Genomic DNA, 15637 nt, shown 5'->3' on the forward strand with positions numbered 1-15637 from the left:
TCCGGGCTGCGGTGCGGGAGCAAGAGCGCCGCAGACGCAAGGAAGAGCTCGCGCGGCTGCGCGGGGAGGCGCAGTCGCTGCGCAAGGACCCGTTCGCGACCCGCCCGAGCATGCTGCGGTCGCTGCTGGGGCGCCCGCAGGGCTGGTCTGGGCAGGATTCGGGCCGGTGGGGTGTGATTGACGCGCCGAAGGAGTGGCGCGGCACCTCGAACCAGGTATGTGGTTTGTGGCCGTGGGTGGTCGGTGCGGGCGCGCCGACGCTGGGCACGTATATCGGGGATCATCTTCTGACGGCCGCGCCGGTCTGTTTCGATCCGCTGACGTGGTTTCACGTCGGCAAGCTGATCAATAACCCGTCGGCGTTCGTGCTGGGCCTGCCGGGCTTGGGCAAGTCCTCGCTGGTGCGCAAGGTGGTTACGGGCGCGGTGGCGCAGGGCGTGACCCCGCTGGTGCTGGGGGATAAGAAACCCGATTACGGCGACCAGGTCCGCGCGTTCGGTGGTCAGGTCATCAATCTCTCGCGCGGTGAGGGGCATCTGAATCCGCTTGATCCCGGCGCGCTGGGCTCGATCATCCCGATCCTGGCCGCGCATGGGCTCGAGCGTGAAGCCACACGGGTGAAGGCGCGCATGCAGGCGCAGCGGGTGAATCTGGTGTCCGCGCTGCTGACGATCATCCGCCGGTCCCCGATCACTGAAACCGATGAAGCGATGCTGGTGCGGGCGATTGACATGCTCGACAGCGATCCGCGGTTCGCGGACCGGGCTCCGCTGTTGCAGGACCTGATTGACTTGCTGCACCGCGAGGATCACACGGATTTGTGGGATCTGGCCGAGGCGGAATCGAAAGAGGAGTTCTGGGCGGCGGTCAAGCCGCTGCGTTCCTCACTCAAGGCCCTTTTGCAGGGCGCGCTCGGTGATGTGTTCGCCCATCACACCACGCACCCGATCGACGTGGATTCCGTGGGTGTGTGCGTGGATGTGTCCGGCATCCCCGACACCGACAGCCGGTTGCTCGCGGCGGTGATGCTTGCGGTGTGGGCGTGTGGTTTCGATGCGGTCGAGGCCGCGCACACCCTCGCCGATAACGGTCTGGGCCCGCAGCGGCATTTCCTGGTGGTGATGGATGAGCTGTGGCAGGTTCTTGGCGCCGGGCCGGGCATGGTCGAAAAGGTTGACGCGCTGACCCGCCTCAACCGGACCCTGGGGTTGTCGCTGATGCTGATTTCGCACACTCCGAAAGACCTGGACGCGCTGCGTGATCCCGTGGATGTCGCGAAAGCGCTGGGGTTCATTGAGCGGGCCGGGGTGCTGATCTGCGGGGGCCTGCCGGACTCGGACCTCGAACGGCTCGAAGGGGTCGTGCACTTCACGAATGTGGAAAAGGGCATGGTGTCGGCGTGGTCGACCCCGCCGACCTGGGATGCCGACCGTGGTGTGGAGCGGCCACCGCCGGGGCGCGGCCGGTTCCTGCTGAAAATCGGTCACCGCCCCGGTATCCCGGTTGTCACGAAATTCACTGGCGCGGAGTTTAAGTCAGACATCCATAACACCAACAAGCGGTTCGATAATTTGCGCACAGGTGCCGATGCGTCATGACCCGGATGGTCACCGCCGCTGTTGCCGCCGGGGCAGCTCTTCTGCTGATGATCGTGATGCTGGTCGTCATCCTCGCCGAGGAAGAGCAGCGGCTCGATTGCGCCCCCGGCGGGGGCGGGGGGCTCGGTACCACGAGCATGCCGCCGGGCAGTGTGGTCAAACCGATGCGTGCGGGCACCTACGCGCACACGTCCCCGTATGGGATGCGGTGGGGCACGATGCACCGCGGTATTGACCTCGGCGCCGCCGATGGCACCCCGATTTACGCGTTCGCGGACGGTGTGGTCGCCGAAGCTGGGCCCGCGAGCGGGTTCGGCATGTGGATCGTGCTCGATCACAGCGTCGGCAGCGAGAAGATGAGCACGGTGTATGGGCACATGTGGCCCCACGGCGTGCACGTGAAAACCGGTGACACGGTGCGTGCTGGCCAGCACATCGGCGATGTCGGCAACAACGGGCAGTCCTACGGTGCGCACCTGCATTTCGAGGTGTGGATCGGTGGCCGGTTCGGCGGTCACGACGTCGACCCGCGCCCGTATTTCGATGCGGGCCTGGAGCCGGGCTCCGCGCCGCGCCCAGACTCCAGCGATCCTCCCGGCGGCGATGCGGAGGGCGGCGGTGATGATCCGGTTGATCTGGTGGCCGCGGTGACAGACACGCGCGGCACTCGTCTGGCTGCCACGCCTGCCGGGATCGGGTCGGAGGCCCGCATGCAGGTCAATGGGGTGCGCGGGATGCGGACAGTGGCAGCGAAGTTCCCCGAAGTCAGAGCCATCGGCGGGCACCGGCCGCATGATCCCTACCCGTATCACCCGGAGGGCCGCGCGATCGACGTGATGATCGACAACTATGCCGCCCCCGAGGGCAAGGCCGTCGGTGACGCGGTCGCGCAGTATTTCATTGATAACGCCGGGCACTATCAGGTCGCGGATGTGATCTGGCGGCAGCGTATCTGGCTGCCCGGCAGTGGCTGGTCGGTGATGCAGGACCGCGGCTCGGACACCGAAAACCACATGGATCACGTGCATGTGACGTTCGTGCCGTCGCCGATGGCTACCGGGGACGAGGAGTACACCGCCGGTTCCGGCGGCGGCAGGGCCGCTGATCCGTGTGCCGGTCTGGCCGGGCCGGGCGGGGATGTCGCACCCGGCAGTGTGCCCGGCGAGTATCTGCCGTGGCTGCGCAAGTCCGCTGAGCAGTGCGAGAGCATCACACCGTCGCTGCTGGCCGCGCAGATCGAGGCCGAGTCCGGTTTCCGGACGAACGCGGTCAGCTCGGCAGGAGCGCTGGGGCCCAGCCAGTTCATGCCCGCCACCTGGGCCGCGTACGGGATCGACGGTGACGGTGACGGCACGATCGACCCGTACAGCATCCCCGATGCGGTCATGACCCAGGGCCGGTACATGTGCGTGATCGCCGAAGAGATCGACGCCGCGATCGAGGACGGCCGGGTGCAGGCACCCAACGGCCGCGCTGAGCTGTACCTGGCCGGATACAACGCGGGCCCGCATTCAGTGATCCGGGAGGGCGGGTTCCCCACGGGGCATCCCGACTACCTCAACCAGACCCGCCCGTACGCCGACAAGATTCTCGCCCTCGAACCCTCATACCGGGTAACCAACAAGGACTAGCTAGGTGAGGTGAAATAGGTTGTCTAGAACTCATAGGGCAGGTGCGCGGGTCGCGGCCTCGGTGCTCGCCGCCGGGATAGGCGGTGCCGTCCTGATATCGGGCTGCGGCGCGAAGGACACGGCGCCGGTCGTGGCTCCTGTCTCTCCGTCGCCCGTGGTGCCGCGTGAAGACGGGGCACCGATGCACGGCGATTACGGCATCGAAACACCGCAGAACGCGACCGTGCAGCAAGTGACGGTCAACGCCCTGACCCAGATTTACACGTGGCAGCCTGCCATCGAGCCGAACCGGGGTGCGGCGCTGATCCGCGCAAAGGACTGGCTCGGCGGCCCGCTGCTCGCGGCCGCGGAAGCAGGGCTGAGCGAGTCCGGGGTGCGCCATGACGCGGACTGGGACAGGTGGGCCGCGAACGGGGAAATCGTGTCCGCGACGGTGCGTGTCAGAGAGGTGCAAGAGACCGGGCCCGGACTGGCCGAAGCGCGCACGTCGGTGACCCAGCGGGTGATGGGGCAGCGCAGCGGCGTGATCGCGGAGAAGACCTTCACCGTGCTCGCGGAACTCGAATACAGCGGCGGCGCGTGGGGCCTGACGGGCTACCGGGAAACCTACTAGGAGAAAAGCGATGGGTACACAGTCTGCGGTACGGCGCGCACCTTCCGGTGAGCCATTGCTGCCGCTGCTGCTGGTGCTGTTTCTGTTCGGCGCCGCGGCGGTGGTGTTTGCCGGGCTGGCGGCGGGCTGGCGGCTCGCCGGGGCGCCGATCGAATGGAATCCCGTGCAGGCCGGGATCGACCTCGCGATGGGGCAGCGGAGCTGGCCGGTGCAGGCGACAGTGCTCGCCCCCCTGTTTCTGGCCGTCTACATGTTCGCCATCCTGTTCGCCGTGGTGCACCGGGCGGGAGGCAGGAGCCACTCCGTCGATGCCGCGGCCCGCACGATGGCGCCGCAGCAGCAGCTGCGCAATGTCACCGGGAAACGGGCCGCGAAAACTGCCGCGCGGCTGGCACCGGCACTGACGGCCCGCGACGGGAAAAAAGCCCTCCCGGGCCTGCCGCTAGGGCACACCGTGGGCAAAGAGATGCCGCTGTGGATGGACTGGGAATCCATGGCAGTGTGTGTCGCCGGTCAGCGCACCGGCAAAACCACGTGTTACGCGATCCCTGCGCTGATGGACGCGCCCGGCGCGGTCATCGCGACCTCGAACAAGCGCGATCTGCACGACGCCACCCGGCTGCACCGCGAACAGACCGGCACCGTGTGGCTGATGGACCTGCAAGCCGTCACCGGCCGCGCGCACGTCACGTTCTGGTGGAACCCCCTCACCCTGGTGCGCACCGTGGAAGACGCCCGCAGCCTCGCCAGCTACTTCGCGGCCGCGTCCCGGCAGGACACCAGCCGAGTTGATTCCTACTTTGACGGCGGCGCGGAGGGCCTGCTGTGGCTGTACATGCTCGCGGCCGCCACGGCCGGGGGTGACCTCATCCACGTGTTCACCTGGCTGCACCACGATCAGGACGACACCCCGGCGGTGCTGCTCGACCACGCCGGGCACGCACTGCCCGCGATGCGGGTGCGGGTCGCGCAGGGCCTTAACGACCGGCAGCGCGACGGCCTGTTCGACATGGCCCGCAAGCTTCTCGAAGGTCTTCTCAGCACCGCTCAGGCTGACGTGATCACCCCGCCCTCGCGGGTGGACATCAAGGTTTCCGGCGGGCACCCGCTGATCCGGCATCTGCCTCCCGCCCATGAGCGGCCCGAGTTCGATCCCTCCGGGTTCGCGGCCTCCACCGACACTCTGTATGTGCTCTCCGTTGAGGGCGGGGACTCCGCTGACGCGCTCACCACCGCGCTTGTCGGCCAAGTCCTCGATTGCGCCCGGAAAACCTCGTCGGCCTGCCCCGGCGGGCGGTTGCCGATCCCGATGGTCGGTGTCCTCGATGAGGCCGCCAACATCGTCAAGATCCGGGACCTCCCGAAGTGGTACAGCCACTTCGGGTCCCGCGGGATTTTGCTGATGACGTTCATCCAGTCCCGCGATCAGGCCGAACTCGTCTGGGGCCGCGACGAGACGAAAGCCCTGATCAACGGTGCGATCAGTATCTACGGCGGCAACGTCCGCGACACCACCTATCTTGAGGACCTCTCGAGAAGGATCGGGGAGCACGACGTCGCGGTGTCCTCACGCAGCGTCAGCGCGCACGGCGGCGGCTGGCAGCAGTCCTGGAAGCGGGAACGCATCATGCCCATCGAAGAACTCGGCGCGCTGCCGCGTGACCGCGCGATCATCGAGCTGCCCGGCCACGCCCCGGTACTGGCAGCGAAAGTGTCATGGCAGCAGACCCAGCATAAAGACGCCATAGTGCAATCCCTGCGCGTATACGGCGAGACCGCGGCCAATGGAGGAGTGTCATGAGTGAACCGCCTGAATTCCTGTTCAGCACCCTTGAAGAATGGGTCAGCGAGTGGCTCGCCCGCGTCATCCAGCGCCGCCTCACCCAGCGGCCCGGCCACGGACTCGCCTGGGACCCGCAATGGTGGCGCCACGACGAAGTCGTCGCACGCCTGCACGCGCTCTGGCACGCATGGGAACACGCCCGGACCTCCGACGACCCCTCCGCCATGTCGTGGTGGTGGATCCAGCACTGCGACCCGCACCTGCGCGTCATCCTCGACGCCACCCACGGGCCTTTCTCCCAAATCAGCGGCACCACCGGAACCGTGCTGCCGCCGCTGACCTGCTACCCGGCCCCTCCGGGACACTTCGACCCATCAGCTGACACCGATTAGCCCGACCTCCAAACCAGCCCGACGAAAACGACTGGGAACAATTCACCGCCCGACCTCTACACGAAAGCCTGAGTAGGATGCGGTGTCCGCGATAACCGGGTTCAATCTGGCAGTTTGAGGCACTGCACACGGCGAGACGTGTTCACGCAAAATCGCGTGAAGCAAAACCGCGTCGTCTTTGGCGGGCTTACGGGATATTGACGTGACTGTTGATGCCGAAGAGGGGCTGGTGAGCCTAAAATCTACAACCGCAAACCGCGGGCCGGAGTCAGGCGCAATCCCGCGCTCACCAGAAGTTTTGGCGGTACTGGGTGAACAGCTCGTTGTACGCTGCGGCGGCTTTGCGCGCTCGGTCGAGGTCTCCACCGAATAGGCCCGCCTGCAGTGGCCCCCACCTCTGCTGCCTGTCCTCGATCTCGTTAATAACAGCTTGGACTGGGCTGATATAAGCATTTCGGGATCGCCAGGCGGAGCGGCCGAACCACATCGATCTGCCATGGAAATAGCTGCCGGGTCGCGCTTTGGCGGCCATAAACTGGTTGTCCTGGGAAAGCAGCCCGAGCATTATTTCGGTCTCGTCAAACTTTTCTGCGTACTCGTCGTCGCTGACGAACTGCTCGTCAAACGCTGGGCGTACGGCTCGAAACAGCCACTCGGCCACGGGCGTGTAATACCGCCTCGCTTTCTTCTCCATGTATGCCTTTGCCGCTGCCTCCGCGTCCTCCCCCTCAATAATTGTGCGGGCCAGGGTGCTCGCTGTATCGTTCGGCGTGTTTTGGAATGGCGTGAATGGGGAGACCGCGTCGAGTAGGGCTGTTTTCTCAGTTGATGAAGAATACTTCAGAACTGCGACGTCTACGAGCAGCGTTCTCAGGTTGTCCCACCTTTCCTGGCCAAGGGCGGCGAGCGCGGCGACGAACACGCTGGCGACAATCGGGACAGCGCGAAGGTCAGCCAGCGCGTCCGATCCCGGCTGAATCACAATGGACTGGCTGTGGAGGGCCTTCATGGCGTTCGCCCAGGGTTTTAGCGTCTGCGCATCCGGGGCCCATCGTGCTGCGACCTGCAACGACCAACAGTAGGGCTCGGTGAGCTTCCAGTACCGCTGGGCGGTCTCGACCGACTGCACCAAGCGGTCATGTTCGGTGATCCCCTGTGGCAACGTCATGGGGAACTGCGTCTCGTCCTTCATGGCCTTGACGATCCGTGATGCCTCTTGCGAGACGATTCCGTCAATCTCGATCCGCTTCTCCTCGACAGGAACCAACTCTTTGGTCAGCCTCCGTAGCAGCGTCGGCCGCTCCGCGTCGGCGGCCTCGTTGATCGCTGTCCGTACCGTGGCTGAGTCTGCAGCCGGGCCACCCATCATCTCCAGGATCTTTGTTATTAGCCGCGCGATGTTCGCAGTGTATTGGTCGCCAAAGAGGTCCACGAAGTTGAGGTCGCTGAGCGTTCTGCCTGCGCCGAGGTCCCATTCGGGCACCTTCACGTCATGTAGACGGACCGGGATGAGCCACGTCTCGCCTGGCGCGAGCTTGCGGAACTCACCCACGGCCTCGGTGATCTCCTCGTTCATGTAGGACTTTTGTCTCGTCGCGGTGTTGCTTGAGAAGCAGGCGAGGAAGATCAGTGCCTTCGACCGGATAGCCTCTCGAATTCTCGTCTTCCAGGCATCTCCGGGTTCGAGGTTTTTGAGGTCTCTCCAGTAGGGGATGTTAACTGCATCGAACACCGTGCACAGCTTGTCGACCTCGTCCTTGTCCTCTCGAACGTAGGAGATGAACACATGCTTTCCGCCAGCGGCCGTCATGGCGGCCAAGCGTAGCCGAACCAAATACAAATTGGCCCGCGATAGTGCTTGCGCATGTTGTAGGTGACTGCGCTCTCGGGACCGGTCATCGGCGTCCTTATCTTAGAATTCCCGTCCGAGGTGGCGGATGTGTTCAGGGTTAACGCCCGCCCCTGATGCCGGGAACTGCCCCTGGGTGCGGCGCAGCTCGTCGCGGATCTGTTGTTCGTGGACACGCTGCTCTGGCGCAAGGCTGTCGCGGCGCTGTTGTTCGCGGCGCAGTGCTTGCTTGCGTTGTTGTTGCTGGTTTTTCCAGTGCTGGTGCCGCTGGGCTGACGGCGCGCTGCGGTTGGCTTTGTGTGCCGTGTAGTCGCGGTCGCGCTGGGCCTGGACAAGGTCGTCGCGGTGCGGGCGCGGCTGGGCTGGGCGCATCCTGGCGGTATCTTGTTCAAGTTGCTTCGCGGCGTTATGCGCAGTGGTGTATTTGTTGCGGAGCTGTTCGATCCGTGCGTCGAGTTCGGCGCGGCCCCTGGAGAGTCTGCCCATCTGTGAGCGCTGCTGTTGTGCCTGGGCGAGTTCGTGGCGCAGCGCGTCGCGGTGCGCCGCGGCGGGTGTGACTCGCTGCGTGGCGTGGTGGAATGCCTCCCATTGCTGGTCGAGGCGCACCAGCGAGTCGTAGCGCTGCGCGGCCGCGCGGGCGGCTTGTTCGATTCCGCTGGGGTTGCTGCGCGGCAGCGCGGTCGGGTCGGCGTCGATGGGGCGGGCGAGAAAGGCTGCGAGTTCGCCGTCGGTGTAGAGACGTTCGCGGTGGGTGAGCAGACTGTCGCGCACGGCGCGGTCGTCCTGGCTGATCGTGGTGTGGGCGTGAAGGGTGTCGTACCGGTCGGAGAGGACGGCGGCGTACTCGGCGAGGGCGATGTCGGCGCCGGGGTGCCGCGGCGGCAACGGAGCTAGCCCGTCTTCTGGTGTGGTGCGGTCGCTGCCGGTGAGGGTGGTGATGCGGTGGGTGAGAACCGCGGCGGGCTGGGCGGCGGTGAGGAGTTCACGCTGGTTGACCGCGTCGGTGAGCACGCGTTCGGGGTGCTGGCGTGCGTCGTGGATCGTGGCGAGTGTGGCGCGCAGCTGGAGGTATCCGGTGGGGTCGTCTTCGCGCATGGTGGCGACCACGGTGGAGGGCAGGGACCGGTCGATGAGGTGGTCGAGGTAGGCGTCGCGGAGGATGACTCGTGCGGCGTCGTAGCCGCGCCGCGCGGTCTCGGGGCTGTCCGCTTCGGCGAGGGCGGTGCGCAGCTGTTCGGTGGCGGAGAGTTCGGATGCGTCGGTGGCGAGGATGCGGCGCATGCCCGCGACCGCGGGGCTAACGTCGTCGCTTGTGGTGTAGCCCCAGGCGTGGCGCTGCTGCAGGTCGCGTTCGGTGTCGGGCGCGTGGTGGATGTGCTGGCCCTCGGTCGCAAGATCGAGGGGCTGATCGGTGATGACGTAGGCGATGTTGTGGGCGCGGCCGCGGGTGAGGCCGACGTAGGCGGACTGGCGCGGCGCCGAGCCTGGGGTGGTGAGGTAGTGTCCGGCATCGACGGTGAGGCCCTGCGCGCGGTGCACAGTGGAGGCGTAGCCGAGTTCCACGGATTGCTGGACGTACTCGGCGGGCAGTCTCACTGAGCCGCGGTGGTCGGCGTGGCGCACGGTCAGTGATCCGTCGCTGTGGACCTGCTCAACCGTCCACAGGTCACCGTTCATGACGCGGGAGCCGGGCCGGGTGCCGCCTTTGGCACGAAGGTTCTTGTTGTTGTCGCGGGTGACGATTTGGTCGCCGCGCCCGGCGTCTAGCTCGTCGGCGAGCGTGACAGTGGTGGTGGCGTCCGCGCGTCCGGTGCCGCGGTGGTGATCCTGGATGCGTTCGTTGAGTTGCTTGGTGACCGCGACGGTGTCGGTCATGACGATGGACGAGCGGCCGCGAGCGGTGTCCGCAAGATGCGCTTGCACCACGTTTTCGGTGAGGGTGTCGCGGTCACCACCGTGCAGCCAGCCGCGCTGGTCGAACATGTCGATCGCGGCGGGGTCGCCGTCGCGCAGCAGCAGTGAATTGCGGGCTTGCAGCTCGTCTTTCCCGAACCGCACCACGGTGCTCAGTTCGGGCGCGTTGGTGTGGTCAGCGAGCAGGCGCAGGGTGCCGCTGGTCTCGACGGCGTCGAGCTGGGCGGGGTCACCGAGCATGCGCACGACCGCGCCGGTTTCGGTGGCGATCGCGCGCAGCGCGTCAAGATCGTGCAGCGATGTCATCGCCGCTTCGTCCACGAGGATCATCGTGCCGGGCGCAATATCGCGGGTCAGTGTTCCGGCCGGGACGCCGGGGATGCGGCCGCGCCACGGGTAGGTCAGCGAGGCGACGGTGCTGGCGTCGGTGCCGACTTCTTCACCGAGTTTCTCGGCAGCGGCGGCGGAGGGGGCGAGGGCGATGACGTCACGCCCGGACGCCTGCCACGCGTCGGCGACGGCTTTCATCGCGGTGGTTTTCCCGGCTCCGGCGGCGCCGGTCGCGACCGCGACGCGGGCACCGGAGAGGCAGAAGTGCGCGGCGAGCGCGCGCTGTCCTTCGTTGGGTTCGCGGTCCAGTGCCTGGATCGCGGTGTCGAGCTGCGCGCGGGTGGTGAACGCGGTGGTCGGTTCGGTGCATGCGGTGAGCAGGCGTGCTTCCGCGTCGAGCACCGCGGTGGAGGTGTGCAGCTGCTCGCCATGCCGGGTCAGTTGTGAGGCGCCGTCGCTGCGTTGCAGCGCTTCGGGGACGGGTTCGGTTTCGGGTGGCTCAAGGGTGACCGATTCACGCGTGAGCGCGCGGTCGGTGACCGTGTCGATCGCGGTGCGCCGCTGCTGCGGCGTGGGGAACTCGACCGCTGCCAGCCGTGCTTCGGCCGCTGCGGCGAGGTGCGGGCGCGCCCACGTTGCGCGTTTCTCGGACACCTCGGCGATGACGGCTTTCGCTTCGGCTTCCACACCCTGAAACACCCGCGCACCACTGCGCTGCTGCGGGCGCAGCGCAGTGGTGATCATCGTGTCGATCCGGGTGCTGCTGCCGAGGACCTTCGCGGCCTGCGCGCGCCACTCGGCGCGATGCTGGGCGAGTGATTTCGCCTCGTTCTTGCCCGTCCTGGTGTCGAGGTTGGCTTGCTGCAGCAGCCGGAACTCGGTCTCTGTGGAGGGGGAGTAGCCATGCTTCGCGCGGTACTCAGCAACCAGTTCATCGCGGCGCTGGCGGATCATGTCCGAGCGTTTCGACCAGCTGCGGCACAACCGTTCATCGATCCCAGCGATCTCAATCACCGGCTGCTTACCGCGACCGGTGGCGCGCTCGACCGTGTCGACACCGAGGCTGCGGCGCAGGTTATCGACCACCTGCGCGTTGTAGCGCTGCGACGCGGCGACACCATGCTTGAACACCGCGGTGCCGTCGATGGAGCGCCATTTCCCGTCGGCGCCCTGCACCTTGTTGCTGACCGCGCAGTGGGTATGCAGGTTCGGATCGCCCGCGCGGGTGTCGTAGTGATCGTAGGCGGCGATGATCAGGCCCTTGGTGTTGATCTGCCGCTCGCCGCTGTCCCCGGTGCGGGTGAACGCGGCGTTGTGTTCGAGCCATTCGATCGTGTCCGCGACCGCGCCGCGGTGCGCTGCCTCAACAGCCTGCCGCACCTCGTCATCACCGAGGGCCCACAGCACCGACACACTTTTCGCGGGCGTGAACGTCAGGTCGAAACCCGCCACCGGGTAGCGGTGGTGCCGCGCGGTCTCGGTCGCCACCCACGAGGACAGCTCCCGCTCCGATTGCGGCGCCCGCCCGTTCGCATCTTCGAAGATCGGGCGCGCGGCCGTCAGGTGCAGTTCCCGGCGTTCCACCGTGGTGGGCGGGCGACCATGGTCGTCGGCGAACGCGCGGTCCGCGGCTTCGAGAGTGTCCCGCAGGCGGGACTCGTTCTTAAACGCCGGGAACTTTCTGCCCAGCTTCGTCTGGTGGAGGACCTCGTTACCTGCGCGCTGCAGCGCCCGCGGTGTCGTGGCCGCGGCGTAGACCCCGCGGCTGATGGCGTCGGCGTTGGGATGCAGGCCCTCACCGAACAGCGCCTTCATCTGCGCTTCGGTGACCGTGCCGGACACCACCCGCTCGGCACGCACTTGACCGCGGTACTCGGCGAGCCCGGCGACACCGGACCCCATCCACCGCCCCGGTGGTGTCCCGTTGGCGTGGTAGTAGCCCGCCAGCGACTGGCCCGCCTCACGCTGCACATCCTGCGACGCCACCGAACGCGATAGATACGAATACCCATCACCCGCGTGGAGGACATGCACCGTCATCACGCGAGCGATCCTACGGGCGGTTCCCCAAAAGTCAGAACTTCTGCAAGAGGTGTGTACATTGCGAGTGAGCAGCGTCACATAGACGGGAGGGACTGGCGCGCAACGACGTCGGCAACAGTTCGGGAACGCTGACAGGATTTGCGAAGGCAGTGCCTTGCTGAGGCACGGTGAGGCGCGGTGAGGCGCGGTGAAGGACTCGTGTTGCTGGTGGTGTTAGCCTCGGTGTGCCGATCGGAAACTCGCACTCGCGGCGTGGTCGCGTTAGCTCTCGACCGTTCACGCGAGAGCTAACGCCTTTGTGTTGTTGTTGACGGTTGCGGAGATGTGTTGCTCCGGTGGGATTGTCAGCGGTCGTTCGTATGATGCTGTGCATGACATCAAACGTGAAGGTTTCCGCTCGGTCGCAGGCGCGCAAGCGGACTCAGGAAGCGCTCGCCGAACGGCGGCGCCGGGACCGGGAAAACGCTGAGGCGCTCGATTCGTTTTTCGAGTCGGTCGAGACGGAGTCACAGATTGACGATGAGATCGAACGGGAGATCGCCAAGGTGAAGGCTCGCGCCGAGGACAAGAAGTCCCGCCTCGAAGAGGCCAAGCGGGCGGCACTGGAAGCGCTTCAGCGTAACGGGGAAACGATCGGGTCGATCGCGGAGCTTACCGGTCTGTCCACCAAGGACGTGCGGACTGTGCTGGGCACGAAACGCAGCACGAAGAAGAACAGCGCCGCGGACGCGGCGGATTCGAGCGAGGAGCCCGCGGCGGAGAGCGCGGCCTGATGGCGCCGCCGCGGCCGCTGGAAGTGGATACGGACCGCGACGCCCGGGGGGTGTCGCGGTTCTGGTCTTCGGTGGTTCGCGGTCCCGGCGTCGATGACTGCTGGGTATGGATTGGTGCGATCGGTGATGACGGGTACGGGCGGTTCTGGATCAAACGCGACGGGCGTCAGCGCGCGGTGCGCCCGCACCGGTACGCGCTCATTCTGGCGAACGGCGGTGCGCCACTGCCGGTGGAGTGGGTGAGCCTGCACCTGTGTGATGTGCCGCTGTGCGTGCGCGCGGGCACGCACGTCGTGGCAGGCACACCGCGCGAGAACTCGCGGGATATGGCGGAGAAGGGCCGGGTGCGCGGCCGCTGGAACCGGTGGCTGCCCCGAACGGGTGAGGACCGGGCGCAGCGCTCACGCGCGGTGCGGGATGCGGTGCGCGGCGGGTGGGATGCGGCACGGTTGCAGGACGCGCTGCACGGCACCGATCACCCGATGCTGTTCTGAGGTTCTGCGACCGTGTGGTGTGGCTGGCGTTTGTTCGCGTGCATCATGGTGATGACATCCCGCAGCCGCCAGGTGGCGTGTTCGGGTCGCCGCAGTGTCCCGTCTGCGCGGACACGGCAGACGATGTGGTGGACACTTGCGCCGTCGGTCAGCGCGATCCATGGCCATCCGGTGTAGCGCTGTGTGCGTTCCATCAGATCCGCGAGCATGGTGCACTGGCGGCGAGTGAGCGTGCCAGTCTCTGGGGTGATGTGGCAGTGCCAGATCGGTGATTTCGTGTCCCGGACATGTTGCAGTCGCGCGAATTCACGCACCCACGTGTCACAGTGTATGGTGCCTGCGACGGCGGTGAGCTTCTCGGCGCTGAGTTCGCTGCTGAGCAGTCTGATGTCCTGGATGCGGCGTATCCAGCCTCGCACGGGTAAGTGTTCCTTCCTGCCAGAGTGCGCGCTGTGAGGCCGGGGACCTCGATGGTCCCCGGCGTCAATCCCGCGGTCACGCTAAACGCTGTGTCGCGGTGGCGTCGCGTTCGCACACGTCAAGTGTGGCGCCGGTCCAGTCGTGGCCGGTGGCGCGTTCGGTTGTCTTCGGCTTCTTCCGCTGTCTCTGCGCGGATGGTGAAGGTGTGGATGAAGGTTTCGTGCATGCGCACGGAGTAGGTGTTCATGGTGTTCGCTTTCTCGGCTGAGTCGTTGCGGTCATGGCGCGGTAGGCGTAGATCGCGCGGGTGATGGTGTCGCGGTCGCGGATCTCGTCTTCGGTGACGGGAGTGCCGCCGGGGCGCAGCATCGGGCCGAACGCGGTGACGCATGCCGTGCAGGCGTCACCGAACTGGGTGACGGGGCGGGTGCATCCGGGCAGTACACAGTCCGGGAACAATGACGTGTCACTCCCGGTCATGCTGGGGTCCCCTGTGTGATCAGGTCTCGGGCTTCGCTGATGGCACTTTGCCAGGTGTCGTGCTCGCCACCGAGCATGGTCACATCGGGGTGGCCGGTGAACTGCACGAGCACGCTGACGGTCCAAAAGCCGTAGTGCACGTGGGCGCCAGTCCAGAACTTGGTGCGCCGGATTGTGGGTTTGTCGATCACTCGGTACGTGCGCATGGTGAGTCCGTCTTTCGCCGGGCGGCCGTGCCGGGGCGTGCTGTCCCCGGCACGGTGCGGTGTAGCTAGTGGGTGCGGGTTCCCTCGAATACGGTGGCGAGTTCACTGATCAGGTCGGCACGCATGTTCGTCTTTGGTCGGGGGCCGTAGGGGTCAGCGAACGCGCACGCTAGTTCCTCGTAGTCGATGCGCGGGTTCGCGCGGGTGACGTCCTTTGAGCTGGGCCTGGATCTGGTCGAGTGTGATAGACAATGTGTGCCCTTCCGGTTTCGTGAGAGTTTCCGTGGGGTGGTCCCGTACCGGGGTGAGCGTCCTGGTACGGGACTGTCTGTTAGTGCACGAGCGCGAGCGCCGGGCGTGGTGTGGTGATGACGATGACGGCGCCGTGGATGTCGGTGTCGAAGCCTTTGCCGCGGGCGATGGTGGTGGCTTCGGTGTTGAGGGTGTGTGCGTGGTGCGGGTCGTCGCTGATCCACATGTCGGTGGTGTCGGTGAGGGTGAGCATGTCCCACGCGGCGCCGATGTGGGCGTGCATGGTGTCGTGGCTGCTGTCGGGCAGCTGCCGGTACACCCCGTCGGTGGTGATGAGTGTTGCGATCATTCCTTCGGCCCTTTCGCCGGTGTTAGTGGTGACTGCTGGGGGTGTTGGCGAGGTCGATGAGGTGGTGAGCCTGGGCGATGCTCAGTCCGGTGGTATCGCCGTCGCTGGTGAATCCGGTGAGCATCGCTGGCCCGTAGTAGGACTGGTGGAGGTGGCCGAATCGCTGCGCGATGCGTGTCGCGGCGAGGTTGATGTCGGCGGTGTAGATGCCTTCGTCGTCTACCCACATGTCGAGCTGGCTGGTGAGCTGGACGACGTCGACGGTGCCGCCGCTGGCGCAGTAGTGCCGGAGTGTGGCGAGTCTGTTTCCTTTCTCGGTGAGGTCGATAACCTTGGCGGTGCCGTCGGTGCCGATGAGCAGACCGTGCACAGTGGTTTCCTTCCGTTTCGGTGGGTGGTTAGGCGGTGCGGGCAAGGTCGTTGCGGACCTGCGCGGCGATGCGCTGCGCTTGCTCGCGGGTCATTGCGTCCCGGATCAGGGCGACGGGTCCGCGCAGCCCGAGGGCGGGC

The 15637-nt window shown here is 66.3% G+C and carries 15 protein-coding genes; 7 read left to right on the forward strand and 8 right to left on the reverse strand.

Features of this window, described 5'->3' with window-relative positions:
- Positions 1-11 precede the first annotated feature (11 nt).
- Genes ONR57_RS08900 through ONR57_RS08920 form a run of 5 tightly spaced genes read left to right on the forward strand, consistent with a single transcriptional unit; the run spans position 12 to position 6017 of the window.
- Positions 12-1598: a hypothetical protein gene (locus tag ONR57_RS08900; protein ID WP_265122863.1), complete on the forward strand. Its 1587-nt coding sequence runs from the start codon at positions 12-14 to the stop codon at positions 1596-1598.
- Positions 1595-3229: a M23 family metallopeptidase gene (locus ONR57_RS08905; RefSeq protein ID WP_265122864.1), complete on the forward strand. Its 1635-nt coding sequence runs from the start codon at positions 1595-1597 to the stop codon at positions 3227-3229. The genes ONR57_RS08900 and ONR57_RS08905 overlap by 4 nt, the downstream gene beginning before the upstream one ends.
- A 19-nt stretch (positions 3230-3248) precedes the next feature.
- Positions 3249-3842, forward strand: coding sequence for a hypothetical protein (locus ONR57_RS08910; protein ID WP_265122865.1), 594 nt, complete (start codon positions 3249-3251; stop codon positions 3840-3842).
- Between the two features lie 10 nt (positions 3843-3852).
- Positions 3853-5643: a type IV secretory system conjugative DNA transfer family protein gene (locus tag ONR57_RS08915; protein WP_265122867.1), complete on the forward strand. Its 1791-nt coding sequence runs from the start codon at positions 3853-3855 to the stop codon at positions 5641-5643.
- Complete coding sequence (locus tag ONR57_RS08920; protein ID WP_265122868.1) at positions 5640-6017, forward strand: DUF4913 domain-containing protein; 378 nt, start codon at positions 5640-5642, stop codon at positions 6015-6017. Before ONR57_RS08915 ends, ONR57_RS08920 begins: the two co-directional genes overlap by 4 nt.
- A 286-nt stretch (positions 6018-6303) precedes the next feature.
- Here the strand turns inward: ONR57_RS08920 and ONR57_RS08925 are convergent, their stop codons facing one another.
- Positions 6304-7827, reverse strand: a complete 1524-nt coding sequence (locus ONR57_RS08925) for a toll/interleukin-1 receptor domain-containing protein (RefSeq protein ID WP_265122870.1) — start codon at positions 7825-7827, stop codon at positions 6304-6306.
- 102 nt (positions 7828-7929) lie between these two features.
- Complete coding sequence (gene mobF, locus ONR57_RS08930; RefSeq protein ID WP_265122886.1) at positions 7930-12150, reverse strand: MobF family relaxase; 4221 nt, start codon at positions 12148-12150, stop codon at positions 7930-7932.
- Positions 12151-12524: 374 nt separating this feature from the next.
- On the opposite strand from mobF, the gene ONR57_RS08935 reads away from it, so the two are divergent.
- Together ONR57_RS08935 and ONR57_RS08940 are read left to right on the forward strand one after the other, a co-directional pair.
- Entirely contained in the window at positions 12525-12926 is a 402-nt protein-coding gene (locus tag ONR57_RS08935; RefSeq protein ID WP_265122872.1) for a hypothetical protein, read from the forward strand.
- On the forward strand, positions 12926-13420 hold the full coding sequence (locus tag ONR57_RS08940) for a hypothetical protein (protein WP_265122874.1): 495 nt from the start codon (positions 12926-12928) through the stop codon (positions 13418-13420). The genes ONR57_RS08935 and ONR57_RS08940 overlap by 1 nt, the downstream gene beginning before the upstream one ends.
- Here ONR57_RS08940 and ONR57_RS08945 read toward each other — a convergent pair.
- The 6 genes from ONR57_RS08945 to ONR57_RS08970 all read right to left on the reverse strand — a co-directional run bounded on the left by ONR57_RS08945 (position 13402) and on the right by ONR57_RS08970 (position 15497).
- The gene (locus tag ONR57_RS08945; protein ID WP_265122876.1) at positions 13402-13839 is read right to left on the reverse strand and encodes a hypothetical protein; all 438 of its coding nucleotides are present in this window, start codon (positions 13837-13839) and stop codon (positions 13402-13404) included. The two genes, ONR57_RS08940 and ONR57_RS08945, sit on opposite strands and share 19 nt — an antisense overlap.
- A gap of 119 nt (positions 13840-13958) precedes the next feature.
- Positions 13959-14087, reverse strand: coding sequence for a hypothetical protein (locus tag ONR57_RS08950; RefSeq protein ID WP_265122878.1), 129 nt, complete (start codon positions 14085-14087; stop codon positions 13959-13961).
- On the reverse strand, positions 14084-14320 hold the full coding sequence (locus ONR57_RS08955; protein WP_265122879.1) for a hypothetical protein: 237 nt from the start codon (positions 14318-14320) through the stop codon (positions 14084-14086). Before ONR57_RS08955 ends, ONR57_RS08950 begins: the two co-directional genes overlap by 4 nt.
- Positions 14317-14526, reverse strand: a complete 210-nt coding sequence (locus ONR57_RS08960; protein WP_265122881.1) for a hypothetical protein — start codon at positions 14524-14526, stop codon at positions 14317-14319. Before ONR57_RS08960 ends, ONR57_RS08955 begins: the two co-directional genes overlap by 4 nt.
- Before the next feature lie 331 nt (positions 14527-14857).
- On the reverse strand, positions 14858-15127 hold the full coding sequence (locus ONR57_RS08965; protein ID WP_265122882.1) for a hypothetical protein: 270 nt from the start codon (positions 15125-15127) through the stop codon (positions 14858-14860).
- A 22-nt stretch (positions 15128-15149) separates the two neighbouring features.
- On the reverse strand, positions 15150-15497 hold the full coding sequence (locus tag ONR57_RS08970; protein WP_265122884.1) for a DUF3846 domain-containing protein: 348 nt from the start codon (positions 15495-15497) through the stop codon (positions 15150-15152).
- Positions 15498-15637: the final 140 nt, after the last annotated feature.

The sequence above is a fragment of the Hoyosella sp. YIM 151337 genome, from assembly GCF_026041215.1.
Lineage (GTDB): Bacteria > Actinomycetota > Actinomycetes > Mycobacteriales > Mycobacteriaceae > Hoyosella.

Coding starts and splice junctions, on each gene's coding strand:
- ONR57_RS08935 (WP_265122872.1), top strand. CDS start 12,525: ATGACATCAAACGTGAAGGTTTCCGCTCGGTCGCAGGCGCGCAAGCGG.
- ONR57_RS08960 (WP_265122881.1), bottom strand. CDS start 14,526: ATGCGCACGTACCGAGTGATCGACAAACCCACAATCCGGCGCACCAAG.
- mobF (WP_265122886.1), bottom strand. CDS start 12,150: ATGACGGTGCATGTCCTCCACGCGGGTGATGGGTATTCGTATCTATCG.
- ONR57_RS08915 (WP_265122867.1), top strand. CDS start 3,853: ATGGGTACACAGTCTGCGGTACGGCGCGCACCTTCCGGTGAGCCATTG.
- ONR57_RS08965 (WP_265122882.1), bottom strand. CDS start 15,127: ATGATCGCAACACTCATCACCACCGACGGGGTGTACCGGCAGCTGCCC.
- ONR57_RS08920 (WP_265122868.1), top strand. CDS start 5,640: ATGAGTGAACCGCCTGAATTCCTGTTCAGCACCCTTGAAGAATGGGTC.
- ONR57_RS08940 (WP_265122874.1), top strand. CDS start 12,926: ATGGCGCCGCCGCGGCCGCTGGAAGTGGATACGGACCGCGACGCCCGG.
- ONR57_RS08925 (WP_265122870.1), bottom strand. CDS start 7,827: ATGACGGCCGCTGGCGGAAAGCATGTGTTCATCTCCTACGTTCGAGAG.
- ONR57_RS08905 (WP_265122864.1), top strand. CDS start 1,595: ATGACCCGGATGGTCACCGCCGCTGTTGCCGCCGGGGCAGCTCTTCTG.
- ONR57_RS08955 (WP_265122879.1), bottom strand. CDS start 14,320: ATGACCGGGAGTGACACGTCATTGTTCCCGGACTGTGTACTGCCCGGA.
- ONR57_RS08950 (WP_265122878.1), bottom strand. CDS start 14,087: ATGAACACCTACTCCGTGCGCATGCACGAAACCTTCATCCACACCTTC.